The organism is Brevundimonas goettingensis (genome assembly GCF_017487405.1).
Lineage (GTDB): Bacteria > Pseudomonadota > Alphaproteobacteria > Caulobacterales > Caulobacteraceae > Brevundimonas > Brevundimonas goettingensis.
In genome coordinates, this window is record NZ_CP062222.1 from 2,468,265 (window position 1) to 2,494,657 (window position 26,393).

Here is a 26,393-nt window from a genome sequence, read left to right on the forward strand (position 1 = left end):
CGACTGATGACGATTCCCGAAACATCCCCCGGCCTGTCTGGTCCGTATCGCGCGGTCTGGCGCTGGCATTTCTACGCCGGAATTCTGGTGCTGCCGGTCCTGATGCTTATGGCCCTCACCGGCGGGCTTTATCTGTTCAAGACCGAGATCGACGGCCTGGTCTATGGCCGCATGGCTCATGTCGAGGCCAGTCCGTCTACGACAGCGCCCGATCGCTGGGTGGTTTCTGCTGAGACGGGGACAGGCGGGAAGGTCGCCAACCTCGTCGTCCCGGCCCCATCCGATGAAGCGGTGCGCCTGACCGTCAATCTGCCCGACGGCGGCAAGCGTACGGCCTTTGTCGATCCTCATGACGCCCGGCTCATCGGCGTCACCCCGTTCGGCGGGGTGATGGAGACGGTCAAGCAACTGCACAGCCTGACCCTCATCGGTCCATGGGCCAACTATCTGGTCGAGATCGTCGCGGGCTGGGCGCTCATTCTGGTCTGCACCGGCGTCTTCCTCTGGTGGCCTCGCGGACGGGACGTGGGTGTTGTGGCGGTCAGAGCAAGCAGCCCCGGACGCCGTCCGTTCTGGCGGGACCTGCACGCCGTCACCGGCCTGTATGCAGGGGCGGTGATCGCTTTTCTCGTGGTAACCGGCATGCCGTGGTCGGCCTTCTGGGGTGACCAGTACATGGCCTTCGTCAAGGACAACGGCCTAGGCCGGCCCAAACCGCCCGCGGGCGCCTTCGCCCACGCCGACCACCAGAACGCGCCTGTCGGTGTCGGATGGACAATGGAGGGGATGGTCATGCCGGGCGATCACGCCACGGCGCGTCCCGCCCCCCGTCTTTCGACCGTCGTCACAGCGGCCGATGGTCGCGGACTGCCCCGCCCCTACACCGTCTCCATCCCGGCGGACCCGTCGCTCAGCTGGACCGCGTCACGCGTGATCCAGCACGTCGAGGACACCCGTATTGTCTATATTGACGGCGCCACCGGCGCCGTTGGGGCCGACCTGCGCTGGGGTCAGTTCGGCGTGGGCGCAAAGGCCTTCGAATGGGGCATCGCCGTCCATCAGGGTACGCAATACGGCTGGATGAACCGCTATCTGATGCTGGGCGGCTGCATCGCCATCTGGGTTCTGTCGATCAGCGGGATCGTCATGTGGTGGAAGCGCCGCCCGCCGAAACTGTCAAAAGGCCGGATCGGCACACCGGAAGTTCCACCCAACCCTCGCGTCCGCGCCGCTGTCCTCGGCATCGTCCTGCCGTTGGCTATTCTCTACCCGCTCACGGGTCTCAGCCTTATAGTGGCGCTTCTTGTGGATCGGGCGGTTTGCGCGGCGCGCCGACTGGCCTATTGAGATGCCCATGACGATGAAACCGACCGTGATCGCCCTTGCTCTTCTGGCGCCGATGCTCGCCTTGGGCGCCTGCCATCCGGGCAAGAAGAACTCGACCACCGCCTCGATCGAGACGGACGGCGTCAAGGCCACGGTCGAGATCACCGATCCCTGGTGCCGGCCCACGCCCAACGGCGCCCAGGCCGGCGCCTGCTATCTGACGATCAAATCGTCGCACGAGAACACCATGACGGGGGTCGCCACGCCGCTGGCGGCCAACGCCATGGTCCACGACATGAGCATGGCCAACGGCATGATGAACATGTCGGAGATGGCCGGCGGCCTGCCGCTCAAGGGCGGCGAGAAGGTCGAGCTGAAGCCCGGCGGCAAGCATCTGATGCTGATGGGACTGACCGGCCCCCTGGTCGAGGGCTCGGCCGTGCCCCTGACCCTGACCTTCTCCGACACCCCGGCCATGACGGTCCAGGCCCCGGTGCGTCTGCCTAAATAGGCTTCGTTGCAGGCCGAGCCTGACAAACGGTCTCGAACCGTCTAAAGGCTCGCGCCTTATTCGAGGCCCAACCTCACCAGGATTCCAATGGCTCTGAAAGTCGCGATCGTCGGCCTGCCCAACGTCGGCAAGTCCACCCTCTTCAACGCCCTGACCAAGACGGCGGCGGCCCAGGCGGCCAACTATCCGTTCTGCACCATCGAGCCGAACACCGGCGACGTCGCCGTGCCGGAACCGCGTCTGGACGCCCTGGCCGAGATCGCGGGCTCGAAAGAGATCATTCCGTCGCGCATCACCTTCGTCGACATCGCCGGCCTGGTGCGCGGCGCGTCCAAGGGCGAAGGTCTGGGCAACCAGTTCCTGGCCAATATCCGCGACTGCGACGCCGTGGCCTTCGTCGCCCGCTGCTTCGTCGATGACGACATCACCCACGTCGAGAACCGCATCGACCCGATCTCGGACCTGGAGATCATCGAAACCGAACTGATGCTGGCGGATCTCGAAAGTCTCGAACGCCGTCGCGTCCAGATGGAGAAGCGCGCCAAGGGCGGCGACAAGGACAGCCAGCTCAGCCTCAAGCTGGTCGATCTGGCCCTGTCGAAGCTGAACGCCGGCAAGCCCGCCCGCACCGCCCTGCCCGACGTGTCCAAGGAGGACCGCAAGGCCTGGGACATGCTGCAGCTGCTGACGTCCCTGCCCGCCCTCTATGTCGCCAATGTCGACGAGGGCTCGGCCGACAAGGGCAATGAACTGTCGGATCTGGTCGCCAAACGCGCCGCCGAGGACAATGCCAAGTCGGTGGTCATCTCGGCCAGGATCGACGCCGAGCTGGCCGTGCTGGATGCCGAGGAACAGGCCGAGTTCCTGGAAGGCCTGGGCCTGTCCGAGCCGGGCCTGAACCGCCTGATCCGCGAGGCCTACGCCCTGCTGGGCCTGCAGTCCTACTTTACCGTGGGCCCCAAGGAGGCGCGCGCCTGGACCATCCATATCGGCGACACCGCGCCCCAGGCCGCCGGCGTCATCCATACGGATTTCGAGAAGGGCTTCATCCGCGCCGAAACCATCGCCTATGAGGATTTCGTCGCCCTGCGCGGCGAGGCCAAGGCGCGCGAGGCCGGCAAGCTGCGCGCCGAAGGCAAGTCCTATGTCGTCAAGGACGGCGACGTGATGAACTTCCTGTTCAGCTGACCCTTTCGAGCGTTACGGCACAGGCAGGGACGGCGCCTTCGACGCCGTATCGGTCAGGGTCGTGCATTTCAGCAGTTTGACAGACCGGGGCGTCCCGTCCGGACCCCGTCGGTCGACGTAGGCCACGTCCAGCGTCTGGCCGACCACGGACATTTGCACCCGCTCGACGTGCGCACCGTTCGGCGCGGGACAGGACAGGGTCGCCTGATAACCCCCCGTGACCTGATCGATACGGGCGATGTCGCAGCCGCCCTCGGGCCCCTCGAACCGCATCGTGGTGATCTCGAGCGGACGCCTGTTCCCCTGCGGCGCTGCGCACAGGGCCGGATCGGCGCTCCAGCGGCCGATGAAGCTGGTCGGCCCCGTGCCCGGCATCAGGGGCGCCATCGAATCCGACGGCGCCTCCGCCGTCGCATCCACGATCGGCGAGGTGATCGCCTTGGCCGGTTCCGTCGGCGGATTGACGCGTGACCGGTCGCAGCCCGCCAGACCTGCCAGACCTGCCAGCATCAAACAAAGAACCGCATGTTTCATCGCAGCCCAACGCGTCCGGAGCGTAGCCGTTCACGGCCCCGGCAAAGACCTTGCATTTGTTGCGGTTGATTCTGATAATCGTTCGCAGTAAATGCGATCCCTCTCTCAAGCGGGACCATAAACATGCGCAACCTCCTCATGATCACAGCGGGGCTCGCCGCCCTCGTCGCCGGTTCGGCCCAGGCCGGAACCGGAGGCCCCGCGCCCGAGGATCAGGCCACCCAGGTCGCGCCGGTCACGGTTATCGCCACCCGCACCGCGACCCCGGTCGACGAGGTTCCCGCCACCGTCAGCGTCTACAGCGCCGCCGAGATCGAGCGTCTGCTGTTCACCGACATCAAGGATCTGGTGAAGTACGAGCCGGGCGTCAGCGTCATCAGCCAGCCGGCCCGCTTCGGCGCCGCGCAAGGCACCTCCGGCCGCGCTGGCAACGAGGGCTTCACCATCCGCGGCCTCGGCGGCGACCGCGTCCTGATGATCGTGGACGGCGTGCGCCAGCCCGACGGCTTCGTCTTCGGCGCCCAGAGCGTCGGCCGCGGCGGCTATTCCGATCTGGACCTGATGAAGTCGGTCGAGATCCTGCGCGGTCCGGCCTCGGCCCTCTATGGCTCGGACGGCGTCGCCGGGGCTGTGAGCTTCACCACCAAGGATCCGGAAGACTTTCTGACCGGGGGGCGGAATTTCGGCGCCCTCGCCCGCGTCGGTTACAACTCCGCCGACGAAGGCATGACCGAGTCCCTGGCCGTCGCCGGTCGCGCGGGCGCGGTCTCGGGGATGCTGGCCTATACCCGTCGCGATTCCTCCGAGACGGAGACCAACGGCGACACGACCGGCGAGGAAATCACCTCGACGGGCGGCGTCACCTACGCCAACCGCACCTTGGCCAACCCGCAGGACAATCAGTCCGACGCCCTGCTGGCCAAGCTGGTCTGGGACTTCGCCCCGAACCAGAGCCTGCGCCTGACCTACGACGGCTTCCAGTCCGAGTCGGACTACAATGTCCTCAGCGGCCGCACGGCCCGCACCGTCGCCGCCACCGCCCCGACAGCCGCCACGGCCGTTCTCGGCCTGACCGCCAACGACAAGACAGAACGTCAGCGCGTCGGTCTGGACTGGCGCTTCTCGGACAGCCTCGGTCTGGATCAGGGTCAGGTCTCGGTCTACGGCCAGGACGCCACGACCCGCCAGTACACCTATGAAGACCGCGTCCTGACCGACCGGATCCGCGACAACCAGTTCAACAACAAGGTGTTCGGCGCCTCGGCCTGGGCCCGTAAGACCTTCGCCGCGGGCGGCTTCGAGAACCGCGTCACCTTCGGCGGCGACTGGTCGCAAACGACCCAGGAAGGCATTCGTGACGGCACGGTGCCGCCGGCCGGCGAGACCTTCCCGACGAGCCCCTTCCCCAAGACCGACTACACCCTGGCCGGCGCCTTTGTGCAGGATGAGATCGTACTGGCGGGCGGCGCCCTGCGCATCATCCCGGCCCTGCGGTACGACGCCTATGAGCTGTCCACCGACAACGACCCCCTGTACGTCGGAACACGCGCCGACCAGGACGGCGATCACCTTTCGCCGAAGATCGGCGTCGTCTGGCAGGCGACCTCGCAGTTCCAGGTGTTCGCCAACTTCGCGGAAGGCTTCAAGGCTCCGACCCCGAGCCAGGTGAACAACGGCTTCACCAACGTCTCCTCGGGCTACACCTCGATCCCCAACCCGAACCTGCGTCCCGAGACGAGCCAGAGCGTGGAACTGGGCGTGCGCCTGCGCGACATCAACGCGTTCGGCGGTCGTCTCGCCACCCAGCTGGTCGCCTTCCAGTCCGACTATGACGACTTCATCAGCCAGCAGCAGGTGTCGGGCAACTTCACCCCGACCAATCCGGCGGTGTTCCAGTTCGTCAACTACGCGAGCGTCGAGGTTCACGGCCTCGAGGCGCGCGCCAATGTGGACTGGGACAACGGCCTTTACGCCCGCTTCGCCGGCGCCTGGGCGGACGGCGACCAGACCAACGCCGGGGTGAAGACCGCCCTGCCGACCATCGACCCGATCAAGCTTGTCTGGGGGCTGGGCTATAACGCCCCGACAGGCGTCTGGGGCGTGGAAGGCCTGCTGACCTGGTCGGCCGGCAAGGACCATGCGGATACGAACGGCCTGACCTGCTACGGCGCCACCGGCGTCGGCTGCCTGGTCAATGAGGAGTTCGCCATTGTCGACCTCACCGCCCACTGGAACGTCACAGATCAGGTCACGGCCCGCGTCGGCGTCTTCAACGTGTTCGACACCACCTACAGCTGGTGGAGCGATGTGCGCGGCGTCGCCCGGGTTCAGGATCCCGCCACCACCGCCGTCGGCATCATGGATCCCCTGTCCGCCAATGCCTACACCCAGCCCGGCCGCAACATCGGCATCTCCCTGTCCTTGCGTCTGTAAGCGCGACGGGAGATGATGCGAATGACTATCAAGATTGAAGAGGTTCCGATGCGCGCCCTGATGATCGCCGCGGCCCTGCTCGCCACCGCTGCGCCCGTCGCGGCAGTCGCCCAGACGGCCGGCCCCGCCGCGACCGCGCCCACCAGCGCGTTCGAGCGGGATCGGCAGTCGATCCTGGCGGAGGCGGGCCAGTTCCGCGTCCGCTTCGACTTCCGTGAGAACGTCAGCTTCCTGGCGGGCTACACCCCGGTCGAGTCCCACGACTCGGCCGGCAACGAAATCGTTCGGGTCGTCTACGACCACGGCGACAAGATCAGCCTGCAGCACATCCTGGTGATGGAGCACGAGGGCCAGTCGATCGTCGTCAAACACTGGCGCGAGGACTGGACCTACCAGCCCGCCACCGTCCTGACCTATGCCGGCCCGGGCGAGTGGACGCTGTCGAACGTGCCCGAGGCCGAGCGCGCCGGCGCCTGGTCCCAGACGGTGTGGCAGACGGACGATTCCCCGCGCTACGGCGGCGTCGGAAAGTGGAGCTACGACAACGGCATGGCCGTCTGGACCAGCGGCCCGACCTGGCGTCCCCTGGCCCGCCGCGACGCCGTGCGTCACCCGGTCTACGATCGCTATCTGGGCGTAAACCGCCACGCCCTGACCCCGGTCGGCTGGGTGCATATCCAGGACAATATGAAGATGCAGGCCGGCCAGGGTGACGACGGCGACCCCGTCGCCGTCGTCCAGGAGGATGTGATCAACACCTACCGCAAGTGGGACGGCTATGATCCCAAGGCCGGCGATGACTATTGGGCCGCGACCAAGGATTACTGGGCGGCGGTGCGCGACCTGTGGGACGCGGCCATCGCGGCCCACGGCGGCGTCCGCGTCCAGGAAGTCGCCGAGACCGGCGCCGTCACCGGGACCCCGCTGATGGACCTGGCCGAAAAGGTCCAGTCCGGCGAAGTCACCACGGCGGCGGCCATCGACCAGGCCAAGACCATCATCGCGACCGCCACGGCTCGCTAGACCGCTTCCAGCCAGCCCCGGTAGCGGACCATTCGGCCCGCTACCGGCAGGCCAATCTCGACGTCGAAGGCGAACCGGCCTTCGGCGTCTTCTTTTTCGTGGGTCACGGTGGTCGGCGCCCAGGCCCTCGGCATCGACAGACCCAGAAGCCGCCAGCCCTGGACCCGATAGACCAACCGGCCGTCCTCGGGCGTCAGGATCAGATCGAAGGCGCAGGGGCCGAAGCTTTCCACCACCCGCCCGCCGGACCCCGGCAACGAGAGCCGGCTCCGAAACCGGCTGCCGCCGATCTCACGCCGCCAGATCGAACGGTCGCGGTCAGCGTCGATCCGGACCTCGACCGGCACGCCCTGCCCTGCTCGCGGGAAGCCGAACACCCGCGCGACCAGACCGGCGACCGGATTGGCCGCCCCATCGACAGAGGCCTGACCGCGCCACAACGATGCGCCGGTCGTCTCATGCAGGGCCCGGATCGGCGTCGGCAAGGTATCGAAGGCCGGACCGATGGCGCGGGCGAACAGGGAGGACGGCTCCACCGTCGTCGTGGTCGTGATCCCATGCCGGGCCAGTTCCGCCTCCAGTTCCGAGAGCGACAGTTCGCCGACGCAGACCCGGGCGCCCGGCTGCATCCGCCCCATCGCGAGGGCCTTTACCGCCGTGACGGCGGGGATGCCGGGCGTCACCGGCCCGACGCCGGGCGGCGCGATCAGCAGCCAGACGGCGCGCACCGCCCGGCCCCCTCCGTCGCGCCCCGTGGCCTCGACCCGCATGGCGCCGATGTCGCTTCCGAATGGGGCGGCGAGGCGTGAGAGGAAGATGACCAAACCGGTCAAGGATCGGGGGTCGGCGCCGGTCAAATTGACCAACTTCGCCAACAGCCATCCGCCCCAATGGGCGAAGCCGGGGACCAGCCCGGCCATGAACAGAGCGCGGTCGGTTGGACGAAACCGCTCCGCCAGCACGTCGAGATCGGGCGTCTCGCACAGCGACAGGCGCCGCCGCCCCGCCGGGCCGAAGTCGCGCGTCACGACCACGCCCCACCCCGCGCGTTCGGTCCAGTCTCCGCCCTCGAACACCCGCACGGGTCGTCCGAGCCAGGACAGGATGGCCTCGGTCACCGACCGGCCGCGCGGCGCCCGCGCGCCCGGCGAAATGGCGGCCTCGACGGAGTCGATCCGCGTCCAGCCTTCGGTCAGGGCGTCGAGCGCGGCATTGGACAGGGCGGGCGTGGAACTGGCGCCGGTCAGGGCTGTGACCCCGGCCGCCTTGGCCGCCTCATCCAGCGCGCCGAACCCGGCGACGAAGTCCCGCCCATCGGCCAGATCGACGTAGTGGAGCCCTGCGGCGATGGCCGCCTTGGCCACACGCGGCTCCGCGCCCTGGAACGGCCCCGCCGCATCGACGACGATGGAGGCCCCGGTTGCCATCAGGTCGGCAGGCGTCAGGCTGCGAGTGTCCAGGGCGACCGCCGAGGCCGCCCCGACCTCGGCCTTCGTCGCCTCTGCACGCGCAAGGCTTCGCCCCGCGACCACGACCTCGAACCCGTCGCGCACCAGCCCCCTCGCCAGCCGCGAGCCGAACACGCCGCCCGCCCCGATGACGAGGACGCGGGTCACGAATTACCGCCGAGCGGCGTCGCTCTCGCGGCGGATGGCGGCGAACTCCGAGGTCGGCTTCCACTGCGGCCAGCTGGTGCTGTCGGCGACTTCCTGACCCAGCTGATAAAGCAGCTTGAGGTTCTGCAGGGCGGCGGTGAAGTCGTAGTCGGCCCGCCATTCGTCATCGAGCTTGTGGTAGTATTTCGCCATCTGGGCCTGATAGTAGGGCCGCCCGACAGCCTCGCCGCCTTCGACGAAGTCGACGCCGGTCCAGGGCATCAGGGCCGGAACCCCGCCCGCCGCGAAGTTGAAGTGGTCGCTGCGGTAGTAGTAGCCCTGCTCCGGTTCGCCGTCGCCGACGACATGGCGGCCATCACGCTGGGCCAGACGCTCGAGATCGTCTTCCAGTTCCGACTTGCCGATGCCGAAGATAGCGATGGTCTTGGTGGCCGGGGTGAAAGGCAGCATGTCGATATTGATGTCGGCGGCGGTCTTCTCCAGCGGATAGACCGGGTGGGCGGCGTACCATTCCGAACCCAGCAGGCCCTGCTCCTCGGCCGTGACGTGCAGGAAGACCACGGTGCGTTCCGGCGGCGGGCCGGCCTTGAAGGCGCGGGCCATCTCAAGCACGCCCGAGGTGCCCGAAGCGTTGTCCCAGGCGCCGTTGAAGATGCGATCGCCATTGGCGTCCGGATCGGCGGCCACGCCGACATGGTCCCAGTGGGCCGAATAGACGAGGTATTCGTCAGGACGGGTCGTGCCGGGGATCTTGGCCAGCAGATTGTGCGAGTGGATGACCTCGGCCACCTCGTCGGTGTCGACGTTCAGCTTCAGGCCGATGTCCTGGGCCTTGAAGGCGCCGCCGGCCTTGGCGGCGGTCAGGACCGCCTGGATGTCCTCGCCCGAGGCGGTGGCCAGGGCCGTGGCGGCGTCCAGGGTCATGACGCCGCTGAAGGCCGTTTCATGGGCGCCCGTGATGGTCATGCGCGGCCGCGTGCCGCCCCGCATGCCGCGTCCGCCCTGCATTTCGTACAGGGTGATGACGCCGGCGGCGCCGCGCTTGATCGCCTCGTTCACCTTGTGGGTCGAGGAGCCGTAGAAATTCGGGTCGGCGCCGAAGGTCTCGGGCTGGCCGTTCAGGACGATCACGACCTTGCCGGTCAGGTCCATGGTTCCGTAGTCGTCCCAGTTCCGCTCGGGCGCCACGACGCCGTAGCCGGCGAAGACGATCGGCAGATTGTCCAGCTTCACATGGCCGTCGGCGGCGCCGGCGCGGACCATCAGCCCGGCCTCGACCGGATGGACGACGCCGTCTGCGCCGGTCCAGCTGACCGTCGCGGGACGGGCCGGGGTCAGGCGCAGCAGGTCGACCGGCTGCAGCCATTGACCGTCCGGGCCGCCGGGCTGAAGGCCCATGGCCTCATACTGGGCCTGAAGGTAGGCCAGGGTCATCTGTTCGCCGACCTTGCCCGGGAAGCGGCCTTCCAGGCTGTCGTCGGACAGATACTTGATGTGGTCGGACAGGCGCTGGGCCGAGAAGTCCTGGGCCACGGCCGGCAGAGCCAGAAGCAACATCGCCGAGGCGGCGACGCCGCAAGTCAGTCGGGCCAGCATCAAGGAAACTCCGTGGAAAATGCGCGCGCACCTTAGGGCGGTCGCTCCGGACCGCCCCTTACATTTTTGTAATGGAAACTATTCCCGTTCGGCGGCGCTGACGGCGCGGGCCGGACCGAACTCCGAACCCGACTTCCATTGCGGCCAGTCGCGGCTGTCGGCCAGGGCGCGACCGATGTCGTAATAGACCGTCAGGTCTTCCATCTGGCCGCGATAGTCCCAGTCGGCGGACCATTCGTCGTCGGCCTGGTGGTAGCGTTTGGCGGTGTATTCATCCCGCGCGGCGATGCGGGCCTCGATCGGAGCGTCACGGAAGCTCCCGCCGCTTTCGGCATAGGCCATGGGCACGCCCTCCTTCGCCAACGGGAAGTGGTCGGAGCGGAAGTAGTAGCCGGCCTGGGTGTTGCCGTCGGGCTCGATGACCCGCCCTTGCGCCTCGACCTCCGCCGTGACCCGCTCGTCCAGGTCCGACTGGCCGAAGCCGATGATGCTCATCGCCGTGGTCCGGCCATAGACATTGGCCGAGTCCATGTTGAAGCCGCCGACGGTTTTCGCCAGCGGATAGAGCGGGTTAGCGGCGTAGTAGGTCGAGCCCAGCAGACCGCTTTCCTCGCCGGTGAAGCTGATCGCCACGATCGAACGCTGGGCGCGCGGCGCGGCGCCGAAGACGCGGGCGATCTCCAGCAGGCCCGCGGTGCCCGAGGCGTTGTCCACCGCCCCGTTGAAGATGGCGTCGCCGTTGGCGTCGGGCGTGCCGACCCCGATGTGGTCCCAGTGGGCGGTGTAGAGGATGGTCTCGTCGGGATGGGTCGTGCCGGGCAGGCGGGCGACCACATTATGGCTCTCGATCCGGTCGGTCTTCAGGTCGAACATGGCGTTCAGACCGGCGCCGGTCAGTTCGACCGGACGGAAGTCACGACTGCGCGCCTGAAGCTTCAGGGCCTCGAAGTCGAGACCGGCGTGCTGGAACATCTGGACGGCGACATCGCGCTGGATCCAGGCCTCCATGGCGACGCGGTCTTTCGACGGGTCGGTGCGCTCGATGTCGAACTGCGGCGCGGTCCAGGAGTTGCGCACGGTGCCCCAGCCATAGGAGGCCGGCGCGGTCTCATGGACGATCAGCACGCCCGCCGCCCCCTGACGCGCGGCCTCTTCGTATTTGTACGTCCAGCGGCCGTAGTAGGTCATGGCCTTGCCGCCGAAGGTGTCGAGCGTCGGGTCCTCGAAGTCGGCGTCGTTGACCAGGACGACCAGGATCTTGCCCTTCAGGTCCATGCCCTTGAAGTCGTCCCAGTTCCGCTCGGGTGCGTGGATGCCATAGCCGACGAAGACCAGCGGGGCGTTCATCAGCATGACGTGGCCCGAGGCGTTGGGCAGACGCGTCGAGGCGACGATCTGTTCGCCCTGGGCCAGCGGCAGGGTCCAGTCGCCGACCTTGAGCTGGGCCTTGAAGTCCTCGACCTCGAAGCGGTTCAGGGTCACCGCCTGGGTCCACAGGCGCGAGCCGTCGGCCTGCAGGTCTCCGCCCGGCTCGAAGCCGGCGGCGGCGTATTGCTCGCTCAGATATTTGACGACCTTGGGCTCGGCTTCGGTGGCGATGCCCCGGCCCTCGAAGCTGTCGTCGGCCAGGATGCGGATGTGCTCCGACAGTTTGGCGGCGTCGAAGGCGGGTTCGGACGATTGCGCCACGGCCATGGTCGCCAAAGACATCGTGGAAAGGGCGACGCCGGACATCAGGGCGGCAAGGGACAGGGTCAGGCGCATGGCGGCTCCGGGGGATACGATGCCGGGACCCTATTCAGCGTCGCCGGAGGAGTCGATGTCTTCCCAGTGTCGCAGGTCGAGGCCTAGGTTGGCGTCATGACCCCTTCCCGCTTCGAGACCGGCCGCCCCATGCTTCTGGCGGGCCTGCGTCGCTGGTACGCCTTCTCCGAGGGGCCAACGCAGATTCCGCTCGACTGGAAGGCGTTCGTCACCCGCCTGCCCCTACCCCGCCAGGTCGGCGGCCGGACCTACGGCGCCACCTGCCAGGCCGATATGGAGGGCCAGCGCTTCGAATATATGTGCGCCGCCGAGGTCGAGACCTTCGACGGCCTGCCCGACGACCTCGGCCGGATGACGGTCCCGGAAGCCCACTACGCCGTCTTCGTCCACGCGGCGCCGATCTGGACCATCCGCGACACCATCACCGCCGGCTTCGCCTGGCTGGCCTCCAACGGCGAGTGGAAGGACGCGGGCACGCCGAATTTCGAACGCTACGGCCCCGGCTTCGACGCCAAAACGGGCATGGGCGACACCGAGTTGTGGTTCCCGGTTACCCGGCCTTAACCGTAAGGATTCACCATACCGGCTCCACTCCCCGGAGCTGTGCGCGTGACCGATCTGAAGACCGACATTATCCACCTCGGCGACTGCCTCGAGGTTCTGCGCGGCCTGCCGTCGAAGTCGGTCGACATGGTCTTCGCCGACCCGCCCTATAATCTGCAGCTGGGCGGCGACCTGCTGCGCCCCGACAATTCCAAGGTCGATGCGGTCGACGACGACTGGGACAAGTTCGACAGCTTCGCCACCTATGACGCCTTCTGCCGCGACTGGCTGAAGGAATGCCGCCGGGTCCTGAAGGACGAGGGCTCGATCTGGGTCATCGGCAGCTACCACAACATCTTCCGCCTGGGCGTCGCCATCCAGGACATGGGCTACTGGGTCCTGAACGACATCATCTGGCGCAAGTCCAACCCGATGCCGAACTTCAAGGGCACCCGGTTCACCAACGCCCACGAGACCCTGATCTGGGCCGCCAAGAGCCGCGACCAGAAGCGCTACACCTTCAACTACGACGCCCTGAAGGCCTTCAACGAAGACACCCAGATGCGCTCGGACTGGACCTTCCCGCTATGCACCGGCGAGGAACGGATCAAGGGCGAGGACGGCAAGAAGGCGCACCCGACCCAGAAGCCCGAGGCCCTGCTGCACCGGGTTATCCTTGCCGCGACCAGGCCCGGCGACGTGATCCTGGATCCCTTCTTCGGCACGGGCACCACGGGCGCCGCCGCCAAGCGTCTGGGCCGCCATTTCATCGGCATCGAGCGCGACGAGACCTACGCCAAGGTCGCCGAGACCCGCATCGCCACCGTCATCCCCGCCGCGGCCGAGGACCTGAAGGTCATGGGTTCCAAGCGGGCCGAGGTGAAGGTGCCCTTCGGCGCCCTCGTGGAAGCCGGCCTGCTGGCCCCCGGCGATCGCCTCTATTCGCCCAAGGGCGACCGCGAGGCCCGCGTGCGCGCCGACGGCTCGCTGGTGTCGGGCGAGTTCACCGGCTCGATCCATAAGCTGGGCGCTATCCTCGAGAACGCCCCGGCCTGCAACGGCTGGACCTACTGGCGCTTCAAGACCGACCAGGGCTTCAAGTCCATCGACGCCCTGCGCTCGGAAATCCGCGCGACGCTGTAGGACGAACGGCGAGGCGCCGAAAGCTTGACCATTGGCGAACGGTACGGTTCCGCTCTAAGACCTTCCTCACCTAACGTCGTGCTGGGAGGGAGCGATGTCGGAAGCCGCGCATCCGATCTTGATCAAACAGGCCTGGGTCCAGGCGCTGAAGGCGCTGACGATCGGGATCGCCCTGATCGTTAGCGTCCATGCCTGCCTCTATGCCTTGACCGGTTTGCCAATCGATAAGGGATTCAATCATACGGGCCTGCGTCTGAGCCCGCAGCTCGACGGCGGCTTCCTGAAAGTCTTTGGGGTCTTTCCAGACAGCGGGGCCGAGCAAGCCGGTATTCGTGAAGGCGACCGTGTTCGCTTTGACCGCGCCCTGAACGCCTATCGCCTTCACCTGCCCGTCGGTGAACGCGTGGGAATGACCGTCCAAACCTCGACAGGACAAAGACATCTGATCCTGACCATCGCCCCCGCCAAGGCGCCGACCTTGCGCGTTGAAGCCGTGCTCTACGGCCTCACCGCCATCCTGGTGGCGCTGGCCGGGGCGACCATCGCCCTAGAAGTCCGCGACTGTCCGGACTTGTTCTGGGTTGTGCCCTCGCCTGTATGAGCCAGGTCGGCACCTATACCTTTCTCTGGGAAAATCACCCGGCGGTCCAGGTCGCCCTTTCAAGCCTCTATCAGCTGATCATGGGCGCCGGGCCCGTCCTGTTGCTGGTCTTCGCCGTCCTGATGCGCCGCGAAGCCCTGGGGCGGCCGGTCAGCCTGTTCTGGCGCGTAAGCCCGGCGATCTATGCGGTCGCACAGACCCTGTTGACCGTGGCGACGCAGGCCGCCAGCCTGACCTTTACCACCCTGCCGGTTATCGGAGACGGCTTCCTCGCGGGCATTGTCCTGCAATGGCTGGGTTTTGCTCTGGCGTTCGCCGTCCTCCTGCTCGGATGGCGGGAGGCCGTCGGGGCGGAACGGACACGTTTCGGCTTCCTGTTCGTCGCCCTGTGCCTGCTGTTCCTGAGCGGGAGCGGCCTCGGCTTCTACATCAACCTGACGGGCAACGATTTCAGTCTGCGCAATCCGGTGGCCGTCGCCAGCCACCTTTGTGCGCTCGGAGGCATCGCCGCCTTCCTCTACGCCTCCCTCCGCCACAAGATCGTCGATCTGGGCTTCGCGGTGAACCGGACCCTGGTCTACGGGGTGCTGTCGACGGTCCTGCTGTTCGGCTTCTGGTTCTGCGAATGGGGGCTGGAGGATATCATTCCGGCCGAGACGCGCGAGGCCAACATCCTGATCAGCGCCGGCATAGCCTTCGCCATCTTCCTGGCCTTCCACCACATCCGCGACTGGGTCGAGAAGGCGATCGAGCACCTGTTCTTTCGTGCCTGGCGGGACAATGAGGCCCGGCTGAAGCGCTTCCTCAAGGACGCCGCCTTCATCAACCGCGCCGAAGCCCTGAAGGAAGCCGCCGTCACCGAGTTCCGGCGGTTCGCGGGCGGGACCGAGGCGGCCCTCTATCGCGTCGAACCTGCCGCCGCCACCTTGAGCGCGGGGGCGGTGACGGGACTGCCGCCGAGCCTGAACGCGGACGCCCCGGCCCTGGTGCGGCTGCGCGCCGACCGCGAGCCCCTTGACGGCGCCCTGGCCGAGGGGCTGGGCGCGGCCCTGATCCTGCCGATCGTGCAGCGGTCCGAGGTGATCGGACTGTTCGCCCTGGGTCCCAAGCCGTCGGGAGAGGTGTTCCGTCCCGACGAGCGCGTCCTTCTCGCCGAGGCCGCACACCGCATCGGCCTGGACCTGCATCTGCTGGAGGTCGAACGGCTGGAGATCGAGGCGGTGGAACAGCGTCGCCGCGCCGACCTCCTGGAACAGCAGATGCAGAAGGCCCTCGCCGTCGGGGCCGCCTGACACTTGCGGAAGCGTCGCCATGGCTCCACGGTGCCGGCTTCCCTTCGCCGAGCCCGCCATGCCGACCGACACCGTTGACGCGCCGCCCGCCCTCCCCGCCGCAGTTGAACGCCCTCTCCGCCCGATCTGGATCTGGCTGGCCCTGATCTTCACGGCCCTGTGCGTGATCCAGGGCGGCCATCAGCTGTGGCGCTCAGCGGGCTTGCCGACGGGCCTCGGCCGCACAGGCATATCCTGGGAACAGTCCTGCGCCTCCACTGAATTCTGCCCGATCATAAGGATCGCGCCCGGCAGCCCGGCGGAGCGGGCGGGATTGCAGCCCGGCGACCGGCTTCGGCCCGAAAACCCGATCGACCAATGGCGCGGTCTCTGGGTCGGAGAGACGCGCCCCTATATCCAGCAGACGGCTTCCGGCGAGCGCCCGCTGATCCTGACGGCGGACAAGGCCACCGCGTTCTTTTTCCCCCAATACATCGTCTCCAGCCTCACCCTGATGCTGGCAGGGCTGATGGGGGGACTGGTCATCGCGCGCAGCCAGGGACGGCGCGCCCTGGTCCTGATCGGCCTTGCCTACGCCTCCTTCGCCATCACCGGCCAATGGCCGCGCATGTGGCAGTCGACAGGGTTGTGGTTCGTACCCTTCTACGTCGTGCTCAACGTCATCTACTACGGCTCGCCGCTGTTGTTCCTCGCCGGGGCCCGGGCCCTGCGCAAGGAGGTGTCCGGCCGTGACACTCTCGGTATCCGCCTGGGCTTCTGGGGGTTGGTCGCGGTTCAGGGCACGACCCTGGCCTGGCAGCTTCACGCGGAGATGACGGGACGGACCGGCCTGTTCGGCGAGAACGTCTTCCTGGCCTACGCCCTTCCTGTCTTCATCGGCTATGTGCTCGCCGCCGCCGTCCTCGCCATGGCCTGGCGGGAAAGCGCGCCCGAGCACAGGTCGCGGTACGGCATCATGCTCGTCGCCATCGGCTGCACCTTCCTGGCCGGGGTTTTCGACATGGGCATCCTGCTGACCGGCAACGACTATCTGTCGCTCTCGCCGCTGCTGATCAGCTGGTATGTCGCCTTCCTCGCCGGGACCGCCCTGTTCGGCTACGCCATCCTCAGGCATCGGGTGATCGACCTCGGCTTCGCGGTGAACCGGACGCTGGTCTACGGCGTCCTGTCGACCGTCCTGCTGTTCGGCTTCTGGTTCTGCGAATGGGGGCTGGAGGAGATCATTCCGGCCGAGACGCGCGAGGCCAATATCCTGATCAGCGCGGGCATCGCCTTCGTCATCTTCCTGACCTTCCACCACGTCCGGGACTGGGTCGAGAAGGCCATCGAGCACCTGTTCTTCCGCACCTGGCGCGACAATGACGCCCGGCTGAAGCGCTTCCTCAGGGAGGCGGCGTTCGTGACCCGGCCCGAGGCCCTCCGGGACGCCGCTGTCGCCGAGTTCTCCCGCTTCGGCCAGGGCGCGGCCGTGGCCTTCTATGAGGTCGATGCGGACGGCATGGCCCTCATCGCCGGAGGATCGCCGGACCTGCCGGAACGACTGGCGGTCGACGCCCAGGTGATGGTCAGGTTGCGCGCCGGACGCGAGGCCCTGCAGGATGATCCGGCCCTGCCGGAGGGCGCGGCCCTGGCCCTGCCGACGCTCTATCGCAACGAACTGACGGGGGCCTTCCTCTTGTCCGCCAAGCCGGACGAGGCGGTCTGGCGGCCGGATGAAAAAGCCCTTCTGGCCGAGGCGGCGCTACGTATCGGCCTGGACCTCCACGCCCTGGCTGTCGAGGCGCTCAAGGCCGAAAAGGCGCGCGAGAGCCAGAGGGCCGACATCCTCGCCGCCGAATTGCGACAGGCCCTGGCGGGCCGGCCGGCCGTCGCCTGACCACAGCAATCACACGCGCGCCATTTGACCTCGCGTTCGGCGGGCGGCAGGGTCGGGGCATGACGGGGGACAGCCTATGACCGACAGCGCGCTCGAGATCCGGGGCCTGCGAAAGACGTTCAGCCGCCCGGCGGTGGACAATCTCGACCTGACGGTGAAGGCGGGCGAACTCTACGCCCTGCTGGGGCCGAACGGGGCGGGCAAGACCACGACCCTGCGCATGGTCGCCGGGCTCACCAAGGCCGATACCGGGTCGATCCGCGTGTTCGGGACCGACGCCATCGCAGATCCCGTCGCGGCCAAGCGACTGATCGCCTGGCTGCCTGACGAGCCGATGCTCTACGACAAGCTTACCCCGATGGAGTATCTGGAGTTCGTCGCCGGTCTGTGGGGCGTGGACGCGAAGACGGCGCGCAAACGGGCCCAGGAGCTGCTAGAGTTCCTCGCCCTATGGCCCCATCGCGGCGAACGCTGCGAAGGCTTTTCGCGCGGCATGAAACAGAAGGCGGCCCTGGCCGGCGCCCTGATCCACGAACCGAAGCTGCTGATGCTCGACGAGCCGCTCACCGGCCTCGACGCCGCCATGGCGCGTCAGGTCAAGGACCTGCTGCAGCAGCGGGTGAAGGCCGGCGCCACCGTCATCCTGACCACCCACATCCTCGACGTCGCCGAGCGGATGTCCGACCGGATCGGCATCATCCAGCACGGCAAGCTGCTGGCCGAGGGCACGCTGGACGAACTGCGCACGCGCTCGGGACATGGCGGAGCGACGCTGGAAGACGTCTTTCTCGACCTCGTGGGCGCCGACGTCCCGTGATCGGCGCCCTCGTCCGGATGCTGCCGTCGGGATCGGCCGCCTGGCTTCTGGCCGCCGAGGTCCGACTGGGCCTGCGCGGCATGGCCGGCAAGCGTGGCGGCGGCTCCAAGGTCGCCCTGATCCTCATCTCCATCGTCGCCGTCGCCGGCGTCGTGTTCGGCGGCCTGTCGCTGGGCTTCCTCGCCTCGCGCTGGCCCGTGCCGATCACCCCGCTGTCGGCCCTGATCGTCGATGCGGCCTGCGTGGTCCTGTTCACCCTGATGCTGTCCCAGGCGATCAATCTGGCGGTTCAGGCCCTGTATGAGCGGGGCGACCTCGACCTCCTGCTGTCCTCGCCGCTGAAGCCGCGCGTGGTCCTGACCGTCCGGGCCCTGTCGATCACGGTCGTGGCCAGCATTCTCTACATCGCCCTGGTGACGCCGTTCGTGATCACGGCCTCGGTGCTGGGCCGGCCGGAATGGCTGTCGCTGTTCGTGATCCTGATCTCCCTGGCCATGGTCGCGACGGCGCTGGGCATCCTCCTGACCATGGGGCTGTTCGCCCTGATCGGCCCGCGCAAGACCCGGGTCGTGGCACAGGTCCTCGCCGCTCTGGTCGGCGGCCTGATGTTCGTGCTGAGCCAGCTCTACAACTTCACCCGGCATGAGGAGGGTCATGGTTCCTCGGGCGTCTCCGATTTCGCACTCAGCCTGACGGCCAGCCCCCTGCTGGCGCCGAACGGTCTGCTGGCCTGGCCGGTGCGCGCCGTGACCGCCAGCCCCCTGCCCCTGCTCGTCATCGGGGGCGTGGGCGTGGTCCTGCTGGGCGCCGTGATCCGGCTGCTGGGTCCGCGCTTCGCGAAGGACGCGGCCGCCGCAGTCGGCGAGAAATCGACCCCGGCCCGCACCCGGGGCGCCGACGGCGCCTTCGCCAACGGCCTGACCCGCGTCATGGTCAGGAAGGAGTTGCGGCTCCTGGCCCGCGACCCGCAGTTGATCAGCCAGATCCTGCTGCGCATCGTTTATCTGATCCCGTTGGGTATCGTCCTGTTCAGGAGCGCCGATTCCGGAACGGGTCCGACCTTCGGCGGCGCGGCCATCGTCTTCATGGCGGGACAGCTGGCCGGCAGCTTCGCCTGGATCGCCATCTCGGCGGAGGATAGCCCCGACCTGCTGCGCTCGGCGCCGGTCGACCGTGGCCTGGCCGACCGGGCCAAGCTGATCGCCGCCCTGATCCCGACCTTCATCCTGACCGGCCTTGCCGTCGGCGGCTTCGCCTTCCTCGCCCCGGTTCAGGCCGCGATCGTTCTGATCGGCTGCGTCTGCGCCGCCGCCTGTTCCGGCCTGATCCAGATCTGGCGCCAGAAGCCGGCTGCCCGCAAGGCGTTCAACCAGCGCCAGCGCGGCGGCTCCTGGCTGGTCAATATCGCCGAGATGTTCGTGCAGGCGGGCTGGGGCGGGGCGACGGCCCTCGCACTGGCCGGCCTGATCTGGGCCATCGTGCCGGCAGTTCTGGCGACCCTGATCACCCTTTCCCTGTACCGCTCGCCGAAAAAGCGCTGGGAGTCCTGAATTTTGGACGAACTGTCAGGAACCGGACACGCTTCAAGGCTGTAAACCCTGACAATCACTGAATAAAATTGCATGTTCCGCGACGGAACTTCGCAGTTGCGAGAACATTGATGTCTACGGCCCGGCTGAGCGGGTCGGAGCAAGCAAATCATGAAGATCGCCCAGGTCACCCCACTGTACGAGGCCGTTCCGCCGAAGCTGTACGGAGGGACCGAACGGGTGGTCGCGCATCTGACCGACGCCCTCGTCGATCTGGGCCATGAAGTCACGCTGTTTGCCAGCGCCGACGCCGTGACCAAGGCCCGGCTGATCCCGGTGCGGGATCAGGCGATCCGTCTTGACCCCGCGCCGCTCAAGTCCGACCTGGCCGCCCATCTGACCATGCTGGCCGAGGTCATGGATCGGGTCGACGAGTTCGACGTCATCCACTTCCACACCGACATGATCCACTTCCCCATGTTCCGGAAGTATGCCGACAAGACCCTGACGACGCTGCATGGCCGGCTGGACATGAAGGACCTGACCGAGGTCTATGAGCGGTTCACCGACTTCGGCCTGATCTCCATCTCCGACGACCAGCGCCGCCCGCTCAAGTTCGCCAACTGGAAGGCGACTGTGCACCACGGCATGCCCGCCGAGCAGTATCGCTTCTCGCCCAAATCCGAAGGCTATCTGGCCTTCCTCGGCCGCATCTCGCCGGAGAAGCGTCCCGACCGGGCCATCGAGATCGCGACCAAGCTGGGCAAACGCTTGAAGATCGCCGCCAAGGTCGATGCCGCCGACCGTGTCTATTACGAGGAGAAGATCAAACCGCTGATCGACGGCAATCCGCTGATCGAGTTCATCGGCGAGATCGGCGACCACCAGAAGTCGGACTTCCTGGGCGGGGCCGAGGCCCTGCTCTTCCCGATCGACTGGCCCGAGCCGTTCGGCCTAGTGATGATCGAGGCCATGGCCTGCGGAACCCCGGTCGTCGCCTTCAAATGCGGCTCGACCACCGAGATCATCGAGGACGGCGCCACCGGCTATCTGGTCGACACGATGGAGCAGGCCATCGCCGCCGCCGGACGGGTCGGGCTGCTGGACCGCGAGGCTGTGCGCGCCCGGTTCGAACTGCGCTTTTCGGCGACCGCCATGGCCCGGCGATATCTCGACGTCTACGGCGACCTGCTGGCCAAACGGCCCTTCGCCGAGGCGCCGCTGGATGATGTCGTGACGCCGCTGCGTCCGTTGGACGAACCGCGCAGCTTCGCCGCCGCCGGATAGTCGCAGGAAATTCATTCCCTTCGGCGCGGCCCAAGCTGAACCGTCGACCGTCTCAGCCATTAGGTCATGAAGCGGACAGTCTAGAGCCGCATTCGGGTGGAATGATTCAGGCGACCCTAAGCCGCGCGCGGAGTTTCCATGGACGACAGCTACTCGGTCCAGACCACGGCCGCCGAGACCGGCGAGACCGGCGGTCTCGACACCCTTCAGGCGCTCAAGGACGGCGACACCTTCCTTGTCGCCGACGGCTGGGGTGACCTCAAGGGCGGGGCCGACGGCCTGTTCGACAGCGACACCCGGCTGCTGTCCCGCTTCCAGATGACGGCAGGGATGGCGCGGCCGTCGCGGCTGTCGTCGGGGGTGTCGCGCGACAACGTCTTCTTCACCGCCCATTCGACCAACCGGCCCCTGCCGCCGATGGGCGGGCGCTCGGCGCCGGCGGGGGTGATGCATATCGAGCGCCGTCGGTTCCTGTGGAACCGGCGGATGTTCGAGCGGGTGCGGATGGTCAACCACGGGGTCGAGGACGTGCTGCTGCCGCTGGCCTTCGACTTCGCCGCCGACTTCGCCGACATCTTCCAGGTGCGCGGCACCCTGCGCGAAAAGCGCGGCACAGTGCATACGCCGACCCACGACGGTCGGCGCGTCACCTTCCGATACACGGGGCTGGACAACGTCGAGCGGACCAGCTGCCTGTCCTTCTCCGAACCGCCGGCCCGGCTGTCGGGGACCCGCGCCGAATTCATGTTCAGCCTGCCGATGGGCAAGCGGCTGGACCTCTATATCGAGTGCGGCGGCGAGGCCTGCACCACCCCCGATCCGCTGCGCTGGCGCGAAAGCGCCTTGGCGGCCCGGCTGTCGATGCGGCGCCGGCGCCGGCGCGGCGCCTCCTTGCGCGGGCCGCGCAGCCCGATGTTCAACGCCTGGCTCGACCAGTCGCGCGCCGACATGGCGTTGCTGACCACCGACCTTCCGACAGGTCCCTACCCCTATGCCGGGACGCCCTGGTTCTCGACCCCCTTCGGCCGCGACGGCATTCTCAGCGCCTGGCAGATGCTGTGGCTGGACCCTTCGCTGGCGCGCGGTGTCCTGACCTATCTGGCGGCGCGTCAGGCGACCGAGGTCTCTGCCTTCCACGACTCGGCGCCCGGCAAGATCATGCATGAGACGCGGGGCGGCGAGATGAGCGCCCTGCACGAGGTGCCGTTCGGCCTCTACTACGGCGGGGTCGACACCACCTGCCTGTTCATCGCCCTGGCCGGCGCCTATGCGCGGCGGACCGGCGACCTCGACCTGATCCGCAAGCTCTGGCCCAATCTGGTCGCCGCCTCGGAATGGATGCGCGACTATGGCGACTCGAACGGCGACGGCCTGATCGACTATGCGCGCGGCGCCGACACCGGCCTGTCCAACCAGGGCTGGAAGGACAGTGAGGACTCCATCTTCCACCGCGACGGGCGGTTCCCCAAGGGACCGATCGCGCTGCTGGAGGTGCAGGGCTATGCCTATGCCGCCTGGCTGGCCATGGCCGACCTCGGCGCCCGCCTCGGCGACGCCCGGGCCCAAGCCTGGGAGGACCACGCCCACGAGGTCCGCTTCCTGGTCGAGGACCGGTTCTGGATGGAGGACGAGGGCTTCTACGCCATCGCCCTGGACGGCGACGGCGAGCAGTGTCGATCCATCGGCTCCAACGCCGGCCACCTGTTGTTCAGCGGCCTGCCCTCGAAGGCGCGGGCCGAGCGGGTCACGCGCCGGATGCTGTCCAGCGAGTTCCGCAGCGGATGGGGCCTGAGGACCCTGGCCAAGGGTCAGGCCCGATTCAATCCGATGAGCTATCACAACGGCTCGGTCTGGCCGCACGACACCTCCATCGGGGTGGCGGGAATGGCGCGCTACGGCGAGCGGGACGCCGTCTCGACCATCCTCGGCGAGATCTACACCGCCGCCAGCCACTTCCAGATGCGGCTGCCCGAGCTGTTCTGCGGCTTCGACCGCGAGCCGGGCGAGGGTCCGATCGCCTATCCGGTCGCCTGTCTGCCCCAGGCCTGGGCGGCGGGCTCGGCCTTCCTGATGCTGCAGGCGTCGCTGGGCGTGGACGTCAATGCCCTCGATGGCGTGGTCACCGTCGCCAATCCGACCCTGCCGACCGGGGTCGACCGGCTGACGGTGTCGGAGCTGCGGGTCGGGACGTCGAAGGTCGATCTGATCTTCGAACGCATCGGCGAGGGCACTGTCCTGATGCCCAGGGGCAAGCAGGGCGACATCCGGATTTTGACCTCGCGCTAGCCGGCGCTCGCCAGTCCCCGCTCCAGCGCCTTCCGAAACACGGTCGGCAGGGCCTTGAGCGCCGCTTCCTCGGACGTCCAGACGAAGTCGCCCTGACCTTCCGCCACTCGCACCGCCAGGGTCAGGCTGAAGTGGGTGAAAACGTGTTCGATCGCACCGGCGTCGATCCAGTCGGCCTTGACCGGCGGCGTCTCAGACGGCGCCGCGCCCCAGTCGCTGGTCGGCAGGCCGAGCATGCCGCCGAGCAGTCCCTTGTCCGGGCGCTGGACCAGGGCGACGCGGCCGGCGCCGTCACGCAGAACATACGCAAAGCCAAGCCGGTGTGGCCTCTCGGCCTTCTTCGTCTTGACCGGATAGCGTTCGGGTTCGCCCGTCCGATAACCTGCGCACCACGCACTGATCGGGCAGATCAGGCAGGAGGGCGACTTGGGGCGGCAGACGGTGGCGCCGAGGTCCATAAGGGCCTGGGCCCAGTCGCCGGGGCGGTGAGCCTCGACCAGCGATCCGGCCAGCACGCGCAGTTCGGGCCGGGCGGCGGGGACCGGCGTCTCGACCGCGAACAGTCGGGCCACGACCCGTTCGACATTGCCGTCGACGACATTGGCCTCGCGGTCGAAGGCGATGGCGGCGACGGCGGCGGCGGTATAGGCGCCGACCCCGGGCAGGGTCAGCAGCCCCGCCTCCGTATCCGGAAACACCCCGCCGTGCTGGCTCGCCACGGCCCGGGCGCAGGCCAGCAGATTACGGGCGCGGGCGTAGTAGCCCAGCCCCGCCCAGGCGGCCATCAGATCGGCGTCGGCGACGGCGGCCAGATCGTTCACCGTCGGCCAGCGCTGCGTGAAGCTCTGGAAATAGGGGGTCGCATGGGGGACGGTGGTCTGCTGCAGCATCACCTCCGACAGCCAGACACGATAGGGGTCGGTGCGTTCGGCGGCGCCCGGGGGGCTGCGCCAGGGCAAGGTCCGCGCGCGTTCGTCGTACCAGGCCAGCAGGGCGGCCCTGACGGCGGATTTGGTGTCGGATTTGTGGAGGGCGACGTCGTCCATAAGCCGCGCTATATAGGGCCATGGCCCGGGACCTGCCCACGGAAAGCGAAGCGCGCGAGATTCTCGCCCGGACGCGCACGCGTCCGGCGCCCCGCCCTGCCCCGCCGGCCGGCCGCGCCCTGACCGGCTTCATCAAACAACTGGACGAGAAATTCGGACGCGGCGCAGGGGCGCTGGAGCCGCGCTGGCGAGAGATCGTCGGCGACCAGCTGGCCCGCGTCACCCGTCCGCAGAAGCTGACGCGCGGCAGGGGCGGCGTCGGTGGCACGCTGGAGCTGCGCGTCGCCGGACCCGCCGCCCTTCTGGTCCAGCATCAGTCGGCCGAAATCCTGTCGCGGGTGAACCTGTTCCTCGGTCCGGGTTCGGTGGACAAGCTGAGGATCGCCCAGGGGCCGGTGAAACCTCTGGCCACGCCCGCCGCCTCGACCAAGGGCGCGCGCCGCCGCTTCGATCCGCTGGACGCCGGGACCGAGGCGGAACTGACCCAGTCGGTGTCCAAGGCCCCCGACGCCCTCAAGGCCGCCCTCGCCGGACTGGGCCGCGCCGTGCTGTCCGATGAGGCGAAGCAGCGCTCAAGACCCCCTCGCCGTTGACAAAACTTCGCCGCACCTGTTCTCGAAAGGTGTCGATGCGCGCCTTCCCGGGGAATCGCGTGATCATCGTTCGCTATTGCCTGTAGAAAGAGCCCATGCGCGCCAGCAAGCCCTTCAAATTCGGATCGATGAGCCGCCGCGCTGCGATCACCGGCGCGGCCCTGGCCGCCATGGCCACCCTGTCCGCGTGCAGCGGCGGCGGCTTCCAGGACGCCGAGGGCGACATGGGCCTGGGCGCGCCCAAGGGCGCCAAGGTCACCGTCGTGGAATACGCCTCGGTCACCTGCAGCCACTGCGCGGCCTGGCAGGAAGAGGTCTGGCCCCAGTTCAAGGCCAAGTACGTCGACACCAACAAGGTCCGCTACGTCTTCCGCGAATTCCCGACCGCGCCGCTGCCGGTCGCCGCTGCCGGCTTCCTGGTCGCGCGCTGCGCCGGGGACGACAAATATTTCGACGTGATCCACGAGATCATGGCCAGCCAGGCCGAGATCTTCGGCGGCACGCCGCCGCGCACCACCCTGCTGCGCATCGCCCAGGGCGCCGGTCTCAGCGAGGCCCAGTTCGAGGCCTGCGTCACCGACACCAAGGCCGCCGAGGCCCTGGACAAGCGGGTCAAGGCGGGGATCGACGCCGGGGTGGACGGCACGCCCAGCTTCTTCGTCAACGGCGAGAAGGTCGCGGATCCCAGCTTGGCCAGCCTGTCCGCCAAGATCGACGCCGCCCTCGCCAAGTGATCCAGAACTGATCCGGAAATCGCACCCATGACTCTCGCCAAGAAACTGACCGGATCGGTCGTCGCCCTTCTGGCCCTGGCCCTCGCGGCCTGCGGCGGCGCGGGTAAGCCCGCCGAGGGCGACATGGCCCTGGGCGCCGCCGAAGGCGCCAAGGTCACGGTGATCGAATACGCCTCGCCGACCTGCCCCCACTGCGCCCTGTGGCAGAAGAACACCTGGCCGGGCTTCAAGGCCCGGTATGTCGATACGAACAAGGTCCGCTACATCTTCCGCGAGCTGCCGACCCCGCCGCAGGACGTGGCCACCGCCGGTATCCTGCTGGCCCGCTGCGCCGGTCCGGACAAGTATTTCGACGTCATGCACGAACTGCTGGCCAGCCAGGACGAATGGCGTTCCGGCGCCCTGTCGCCCAACGCCTCGCTGGTAAAGACCGCCCAGGCCTTCGGCTTCAGCCAAGAGCAGTACACGGCCTGCATCACCAACCCGGACAACATCGCCGCTCTGGAGAAGCGTATCCAGGCCGCGACCGCGGACGGCGTCCAGGGCACCCCGACCTTCAAGGTCAACGGCAAGGACGTGATCACCCCCGGCAGCGACGAGGGCACCCATCTGGTCGACCTCGCCAAGGCCATCGACGCCGAGCTGGCGAAGTAGG

General features: G+C 67.9%; 22 protein-coding genes. 17 read left to right on the forward strand and 5 right to left on the reverse strand.

The window, feature by feature from the left end:
* Nucleotides 1–6: 6 nt before the first annotated feature.
* The 3 genes from IFJ75_RS12060 (at nucleotide 7) to ychF (ending at nucleotide 3,025) form a co-directional block, all read left to right on the forward strand.
* Nucleotides 7–1,347, forward strand: a complete 1,341-nt coding sequence (locus IFJ75_RS12060) for a PepSY-associated TM helix domain-containing protein (protein ID WP_225896801.1) — start codon at nucleotides 7–9, stop codon at nucleotides 1,345–1,347.
* Between the two features lie 7 nt (nucleotides 1,348–1,354).
* Nucleotides 1,355–1,837, forward strand: coding sequence for a copper chaperone PCu(A)C (locus IFJ75_RS12065; protein ID WP_207868436.1), 483 nt, complete (start codon nucleotides 1,355–1,357; stop codon nucleotides 1,835–1,837).
* Between the two features lie 87 nt (nucleotides 1,838–1,924).
* Complete coding sequence (gene ychF / locus IFJ75_RS12070; protein WP_207868437.1) at nucleotides 1,925–3,025, forward strand: redox-regulated ATPase YchF; 1,101 nt, start codon at nucleotides 1,925–1,927, stop codon at nucleotides 3,023–3,025.
* 12 nt (nucleotides 3,026–3,037) lie between these two features.
* Here ychF and IFJ75_RS12075 read toward each other — a convergent pair whose 3' ends face one another.
* On the reverse strand, nucleotides 3,038–3,535 hold the full coding sequence (locus IFJ75_RS12075) for a hypothetical protein (RefSeq protein ID WP_207868438.1): 498 nt from the start codon (nucleotides 3,533–3,535) through the stop codon (nucleotides 3,038–3,040).
* A 147-nt stretch (nucleotides 3,536–3,682) separates the two neighbouring features.
* On the opposite strand from IFJ75_RS12075, the gene IFJ75_RS12080 reads away from it, so the two are divergent.
* Complete coding sequence (locus IFJ75_RS12080; protein WP_225896802.1) at nucleotides 3,683–5,992, forward strand: TonB-dependent hemoglobin/transferrin/lactoferrin family receptor; 2,310 nt, start codon at nucleotides 3,683–3,685, stop codon at nucleotides 5,990–5,992.
* A gap of 21 nt (nucleotides 5,993–6,013) precedes the next feature.
* Nucleotides 6,014–7,015, forward strand: coding sequence for a DUF6607 family protein (locus tag IFJ75_RS12085; RefSeq protein ID WP_207868439.1), 1,002 nt, complete (start codon nucleotides 6,014–6,016; stop codon nucleotides 7,013–7,015).
* On the opposite strand, the gene IFJ75_RS12090 is transcribed toward IFJ75_RS12085, so the two are convergent.
* From IFJ75_RS12090 to IFJ75_RS12100, 3 genes are all read right to left on the reverse strand, one after another.
* Nucleotides 7,012–8,631, reverse strand: coding sequence for an SDR family oxidoreductase (locus tag IFJ75_RS12090; RefSeq protein WP_207868440.1), 1,620 nt, complete (start codon nucleotides 8,629–8,631; stop codon nucleotides 7,012–7,014). The genes IFJ75_RS12085 and IFJ75_RS12090 overlap by 4 nt on opposite strands.
* 3 nt (nucleotides 8,632–8,634) lie before the next feature.
* The gene (locus IFJ75_RS12095; protein WP_207868441.1) at nucleotides 8,635–10,227 is read right to left on the reverse strand and encodes a M28 family peptidase; all 1,593 of its coding nucleotides are present in this window, start codon (nucleotides 10,225–10,227) and stop codon (nucleotides 8,635–8,637) included.
* 78 nt (nucleotides 10,228–10,305) lie between these two features.
* The gene (locus IFJ75_RS12100; protein WP_207868442.1) at nucleotides 10,306–11,991 is read right to left on the reverse strand and encodes a M28 family metallopeptidase; all 1,686 of its coding nucleotides are present in this window, start codon (nucleotides 11,989–11,991) and stop codon (nucleotides 10,306–10,308) included.
* A 96-nt stretch (nucleotides 11,992–12,087) separates the two neighbouring features.
* Between IFJ75_RS12100 and IFJ75_RS12105 the strand changes: the two genes are divergently transcribed.
* The 9 genes from IFJ75_RS12105 (at nucleotide 12,088) to IFJ75_RS12145 (ending at nucleotide 23,365) form a co-directional block, all read left to right on the forward strand.
* Nucleotides 12,088–12,555, forward strand: a complete 468-nt coding sequence (locus IFJ75_RS12105; protein ID WP_207868443.1) for a GyrI-like domain-containing protein — start codon at nucleotides 12,088–12,090, stop codon at nucleotides 12,553–12,555.
* Nucleotides 12,556–12,600: 45 nt separating this feature from the next.
* A complete protein-coding gene (locus IFJ75_RS12110; RefSeq protein WP_207868444.1) occupies nucleotides 12,601–13,677 on the forward strand; it encodes a site-specific DNA-methyltransferase in 1,077 nt (358 codons plus the stop codon).
* 94 nt (nucleotides 13,678–13,771) lie between these two features.
* Nucleotides 13,772–14,278 carry a hypothetical protein gene (locus IFJ75_RS12115; RefSeq protein ID WP_207868445.1) on the forward strand — a complete coding sequence of 169 codons (507 nt, stop codon included), beginning with the start codon at nucleotides 13,772–13,774 and terminating at the stop codon, nucleotides 14,276–14,278.
* On the forward strand, nucleotides 14,275–15,570 hold the full coding sequence (locus IFJ75_RS12120) for a hypothetical protein (RefSeq protein WP_207868446.1): 1,296 nt from the start codon (nucleotides 14,275–14,277) through the stop codon (nucleotides 15,568–15,570). Before IFJ75_RS12115 ends, IFJ75_RS12120 begins: the two co-directional genes overlap by 4 nt.
* A 19-nt stretch (nucleotides 15,571–15,589) precedes the next feature.
* On the forward strand, nucleotides 15,590–17,446 hold the full coding sequence (locus IFJ75_RS12125; RefSeq protein WP_207868447.1) for a PDZ domain-containing protein: 1,857 nt from the start codon (nucleotides 15,590–15,592) through the stop codon (nucleotides 17,444–17,446).
* A 76-nt stretch (nucleotides 17,447–17,522) separates the two neighbouring features.
* A complete protein-coding gene (locus IFJ75_RS12130; protein ID WP_207868448.1) occupies nucleotides 17,523–18,263 on the forward strand; it encodes an ABC transporter ATP-binding protein in 741 nt (246 codons plus the stop codon).
* Entirely contained in the window at nucleotides 18,260–19,813 is a 1,554-nt protein-coding gene (locus IFJ75_RS12135) for a putative ABC transporter permease subunit (protein WP_207868449.1), read from the forward strand. Before IFJ75_RS12130 ends, IFJ75_RS12135 begins: the two co-directional genes overlap by 4 nt.
* Nucleotides 19,814–19,963: 150 nt before the next feature.
* Nucleotides 19,964–21,079 carry a glycosyltransferase family 4 protein gene (locus IFJ75_RS12140; RefSeq protein ID WP_207868450.1) on the forward strand — a complete coding sequence of 372 codons (1,116 nt, stop codon included), beginning with the start codon at nucleotides 19,964–19,966 and terminating at the stop codon, nucleotides 21,077–21,079.
* Nucleotides 21,080–21,217: 138 nt separating this feature from the next.
* On the forward strand, nucleotides 21,218–23,365 hold the full coding sequence (locus IFJ75_RS12145) for an amylo-alpha-1,6-glucosidase (protein WP_207868451.1): 2,148 nt from the start codon (nucleotides 21,218–21,220) through the stop codon (nucleotides 23,363–23,365).
* Here IFJ75_RS12145 and mutY read toward each other — a convergent pair.
* Nucleotides 23,362–24,411, reverse strand: coding sequence for an A/G-specific adenine glycosylase (mutY, locus tag IFJ75_RS12150; protein WP_207868452.1), 1,050 nt, complete (start codon nucleotides 24,409–24,411; stop codon nucleotides 23,362–23,364). The two genes, IFJ75_RS12145 and mutY, sit on opposite strands and share 4 nt — an antisense overlap.
* A gap of 20 nt (nucleotides 24,412–24,431) precedes the next feature.
* On the opposite strand from mutY, the gene IFJ75_RS12155 reads away from it, so the two are divergent.
* The 3 genes from IFJ75_RS12155 to IFJ75_RS12165 all read left to right on the forward strand — a co-directional run bounded on the left by IFJ75_RS12155 (nucleotide 24,432) and on the right by IFJ75_RS12165 (nucleotide 26,392).
* The gene (locus IFJ75_RS12155; protein ID WP_207868453.1) at nucleotides 24,432–25,004 is read left to right on the forward strand and encodes a DUF721 domain-containing protein; all 573 of its coding nucleotides are present in this window, start codon (nucleotides 24,432–24,434) and stop codon (nucleotides 25,002–25,004) included.
* 95 nt (nucleotides 25,005–25,099) lie between these two features.
* The gene (locus tag IFJ75_RS12160) at nucleotides 25,100–25,738 is read left to right on the forward strand and encodes a DsbA family protein (RefSeq protein ID WP_207868454.1); all 639 of its coding nucleotides are present in this window, start codon (nucleotides 25,100–25,102) and stop codon (nucleotides 25,736–25,738) included.
* Between the two features lie 27 nt (nucleotides 25,739–25,765).
* A complete protein-coding gene (locus IFJ75_RS12165; protein WP_207868455.1) occupies nucleotides 25,766–26,392 on the forward strand; it encodes a DsbA family protein in 627 nt (208 codons plus the stop codon).
* Nucleotide 26,393: the final 1 nt, after the last annotated feature.

Bases quoted from the DNA above. Each gene is read 5' to 3' on its own strand.
- IFJ75_RS12100 (WP_207868442.1), bottom strand. From the start codon at position 11,991: ATGCGCCTGACCCTGTCCCTTGCCGCCCTGATGTCCGGCGTCGCCCTT.
- IFJ75_RS12075 (WP_207868438.1), bottom strand. From the start codon at position 3,535: ATGCTGGCAGGTCTGGCAGGTCTGGCGGGCTGCGACCGGTCACGCGTC.
- IFJ75_RS12115 (WP_207868445.1), top strand. From the start codon at position 13,772: ATGTCGGAAGCCGCGCATCCGATCTTGATCAAACAGGCCTGGGTCCAG.
- IFJ75_RS12095 (WP_207868441.1), bottom strand. From the start codon at position 10,227: ATGCTGGCCCGACTGACTTGCGGCGTCGCCGCCTCGGCGATGTTGCTT.
- IFJ75_RS12080 (WP_225896802.1), top strand. From the start codon at position 3,683: ATGCGCAACCTCCTCATGATCACAGCGGGGCTCGCCGCCCTCGTCGCC.
- IFJ75_RS12105 (WP_207868443.1), top strand. From the start codon at position 12,088: ATGACCCCTTCCCGCTTCGAGACCGGCCGCCCCATGCTTCTGGCGGGC.
- IFJ75_RS12165 (WP_207868455.1), top strand. From the start codon at position 25,766: ATGACTCTCGCCAAGAAACTGACCGGATCGGTCGTCGCCCTTCTGGCC.
- ychF (WP_207868437.1), top strand. From the start codon at position 1,925: ATGGCTCTGAAAGTCGCGATCGTCGGCCTGCCCAACGTCGGCAAGTCC.
- IFJ75_RS12130 (WP_207868448.1), top strand. From the start codon at position 17,523: ATGACCGACAGCGCGCTCGAGATCCGGGGCCTGCGAAAGACGTTCAGC.
- mutY (WP_207868452.1), bottom strand. From the start codon at position 24,411: ATGGACGACGTCGCCCTCCACAAATCCGACACCAAATCCGCCGTCAGG.
- IFJ75_RS12145 (WP_207868451.1), top strand. From the start codon at position 21,218: ATGGACGACAGCTACTCGGTCCAGACCACGGCCGCCGAGACCGGCGAG.
- IFJ75_RS12140 (WP_207868450.1), top strand. From the start codon at position 19,964: ATGAAGATCGCCCAGGTCACCCCACTGTACGAGGCCGTTCCGCCGAAG.
- IFJ75_RS12120 (WP_207868446.1), top strand. From the start codon at position 14,275: ATGAGCCAGGTCGGCACCTATACCTTTCTCTGGGAAAATCACCCGGCG.
- IFJ75_RS12160 (WP_207868454.1), top strand. From the start codon at position 25,100: ATGCGCGCCAGCAAGCCCTTCAAATTCGGATCGATGAGCCGCCGCGCT.
- IFJ75_RS12060 (WP_225896801.1), top strand. From the start codon at position 7: ATGACGATTCCCGAAACATCCCCCGGCCTGTCTGGTCCGTATCGCGCG.
- IFJ75_RS12065 (WP_207868436.1), top strand. From the start codon at position 1,355: ATGACGATGAAACCGACCGTGATCGCCCTTGCTCTTCTGGCGCCGATG.
- IFJ75_RS12125 (WP_207868447.1), top strand. From the start codon at position 15,590: ATGGCTCCACGGTGCCGGCTTCCCTTCGCCGAGCCCGCCATGCCGACC.
- IFJ75_RS12085 (WP_207868439.1), top strand. From the start codon at position 6,014: ATGACTATCAAGATTGAAGAGGTTCCGATGCGCGCCCTGATGATCGCC.
- IFJ75_RS12155 (WP_207868453.1), top strand. From the start codon at position 24,432: ATGGCCCGGGACCTGCCCACGGAAAGCGAAGCGCGCGAGATTCTCGCC.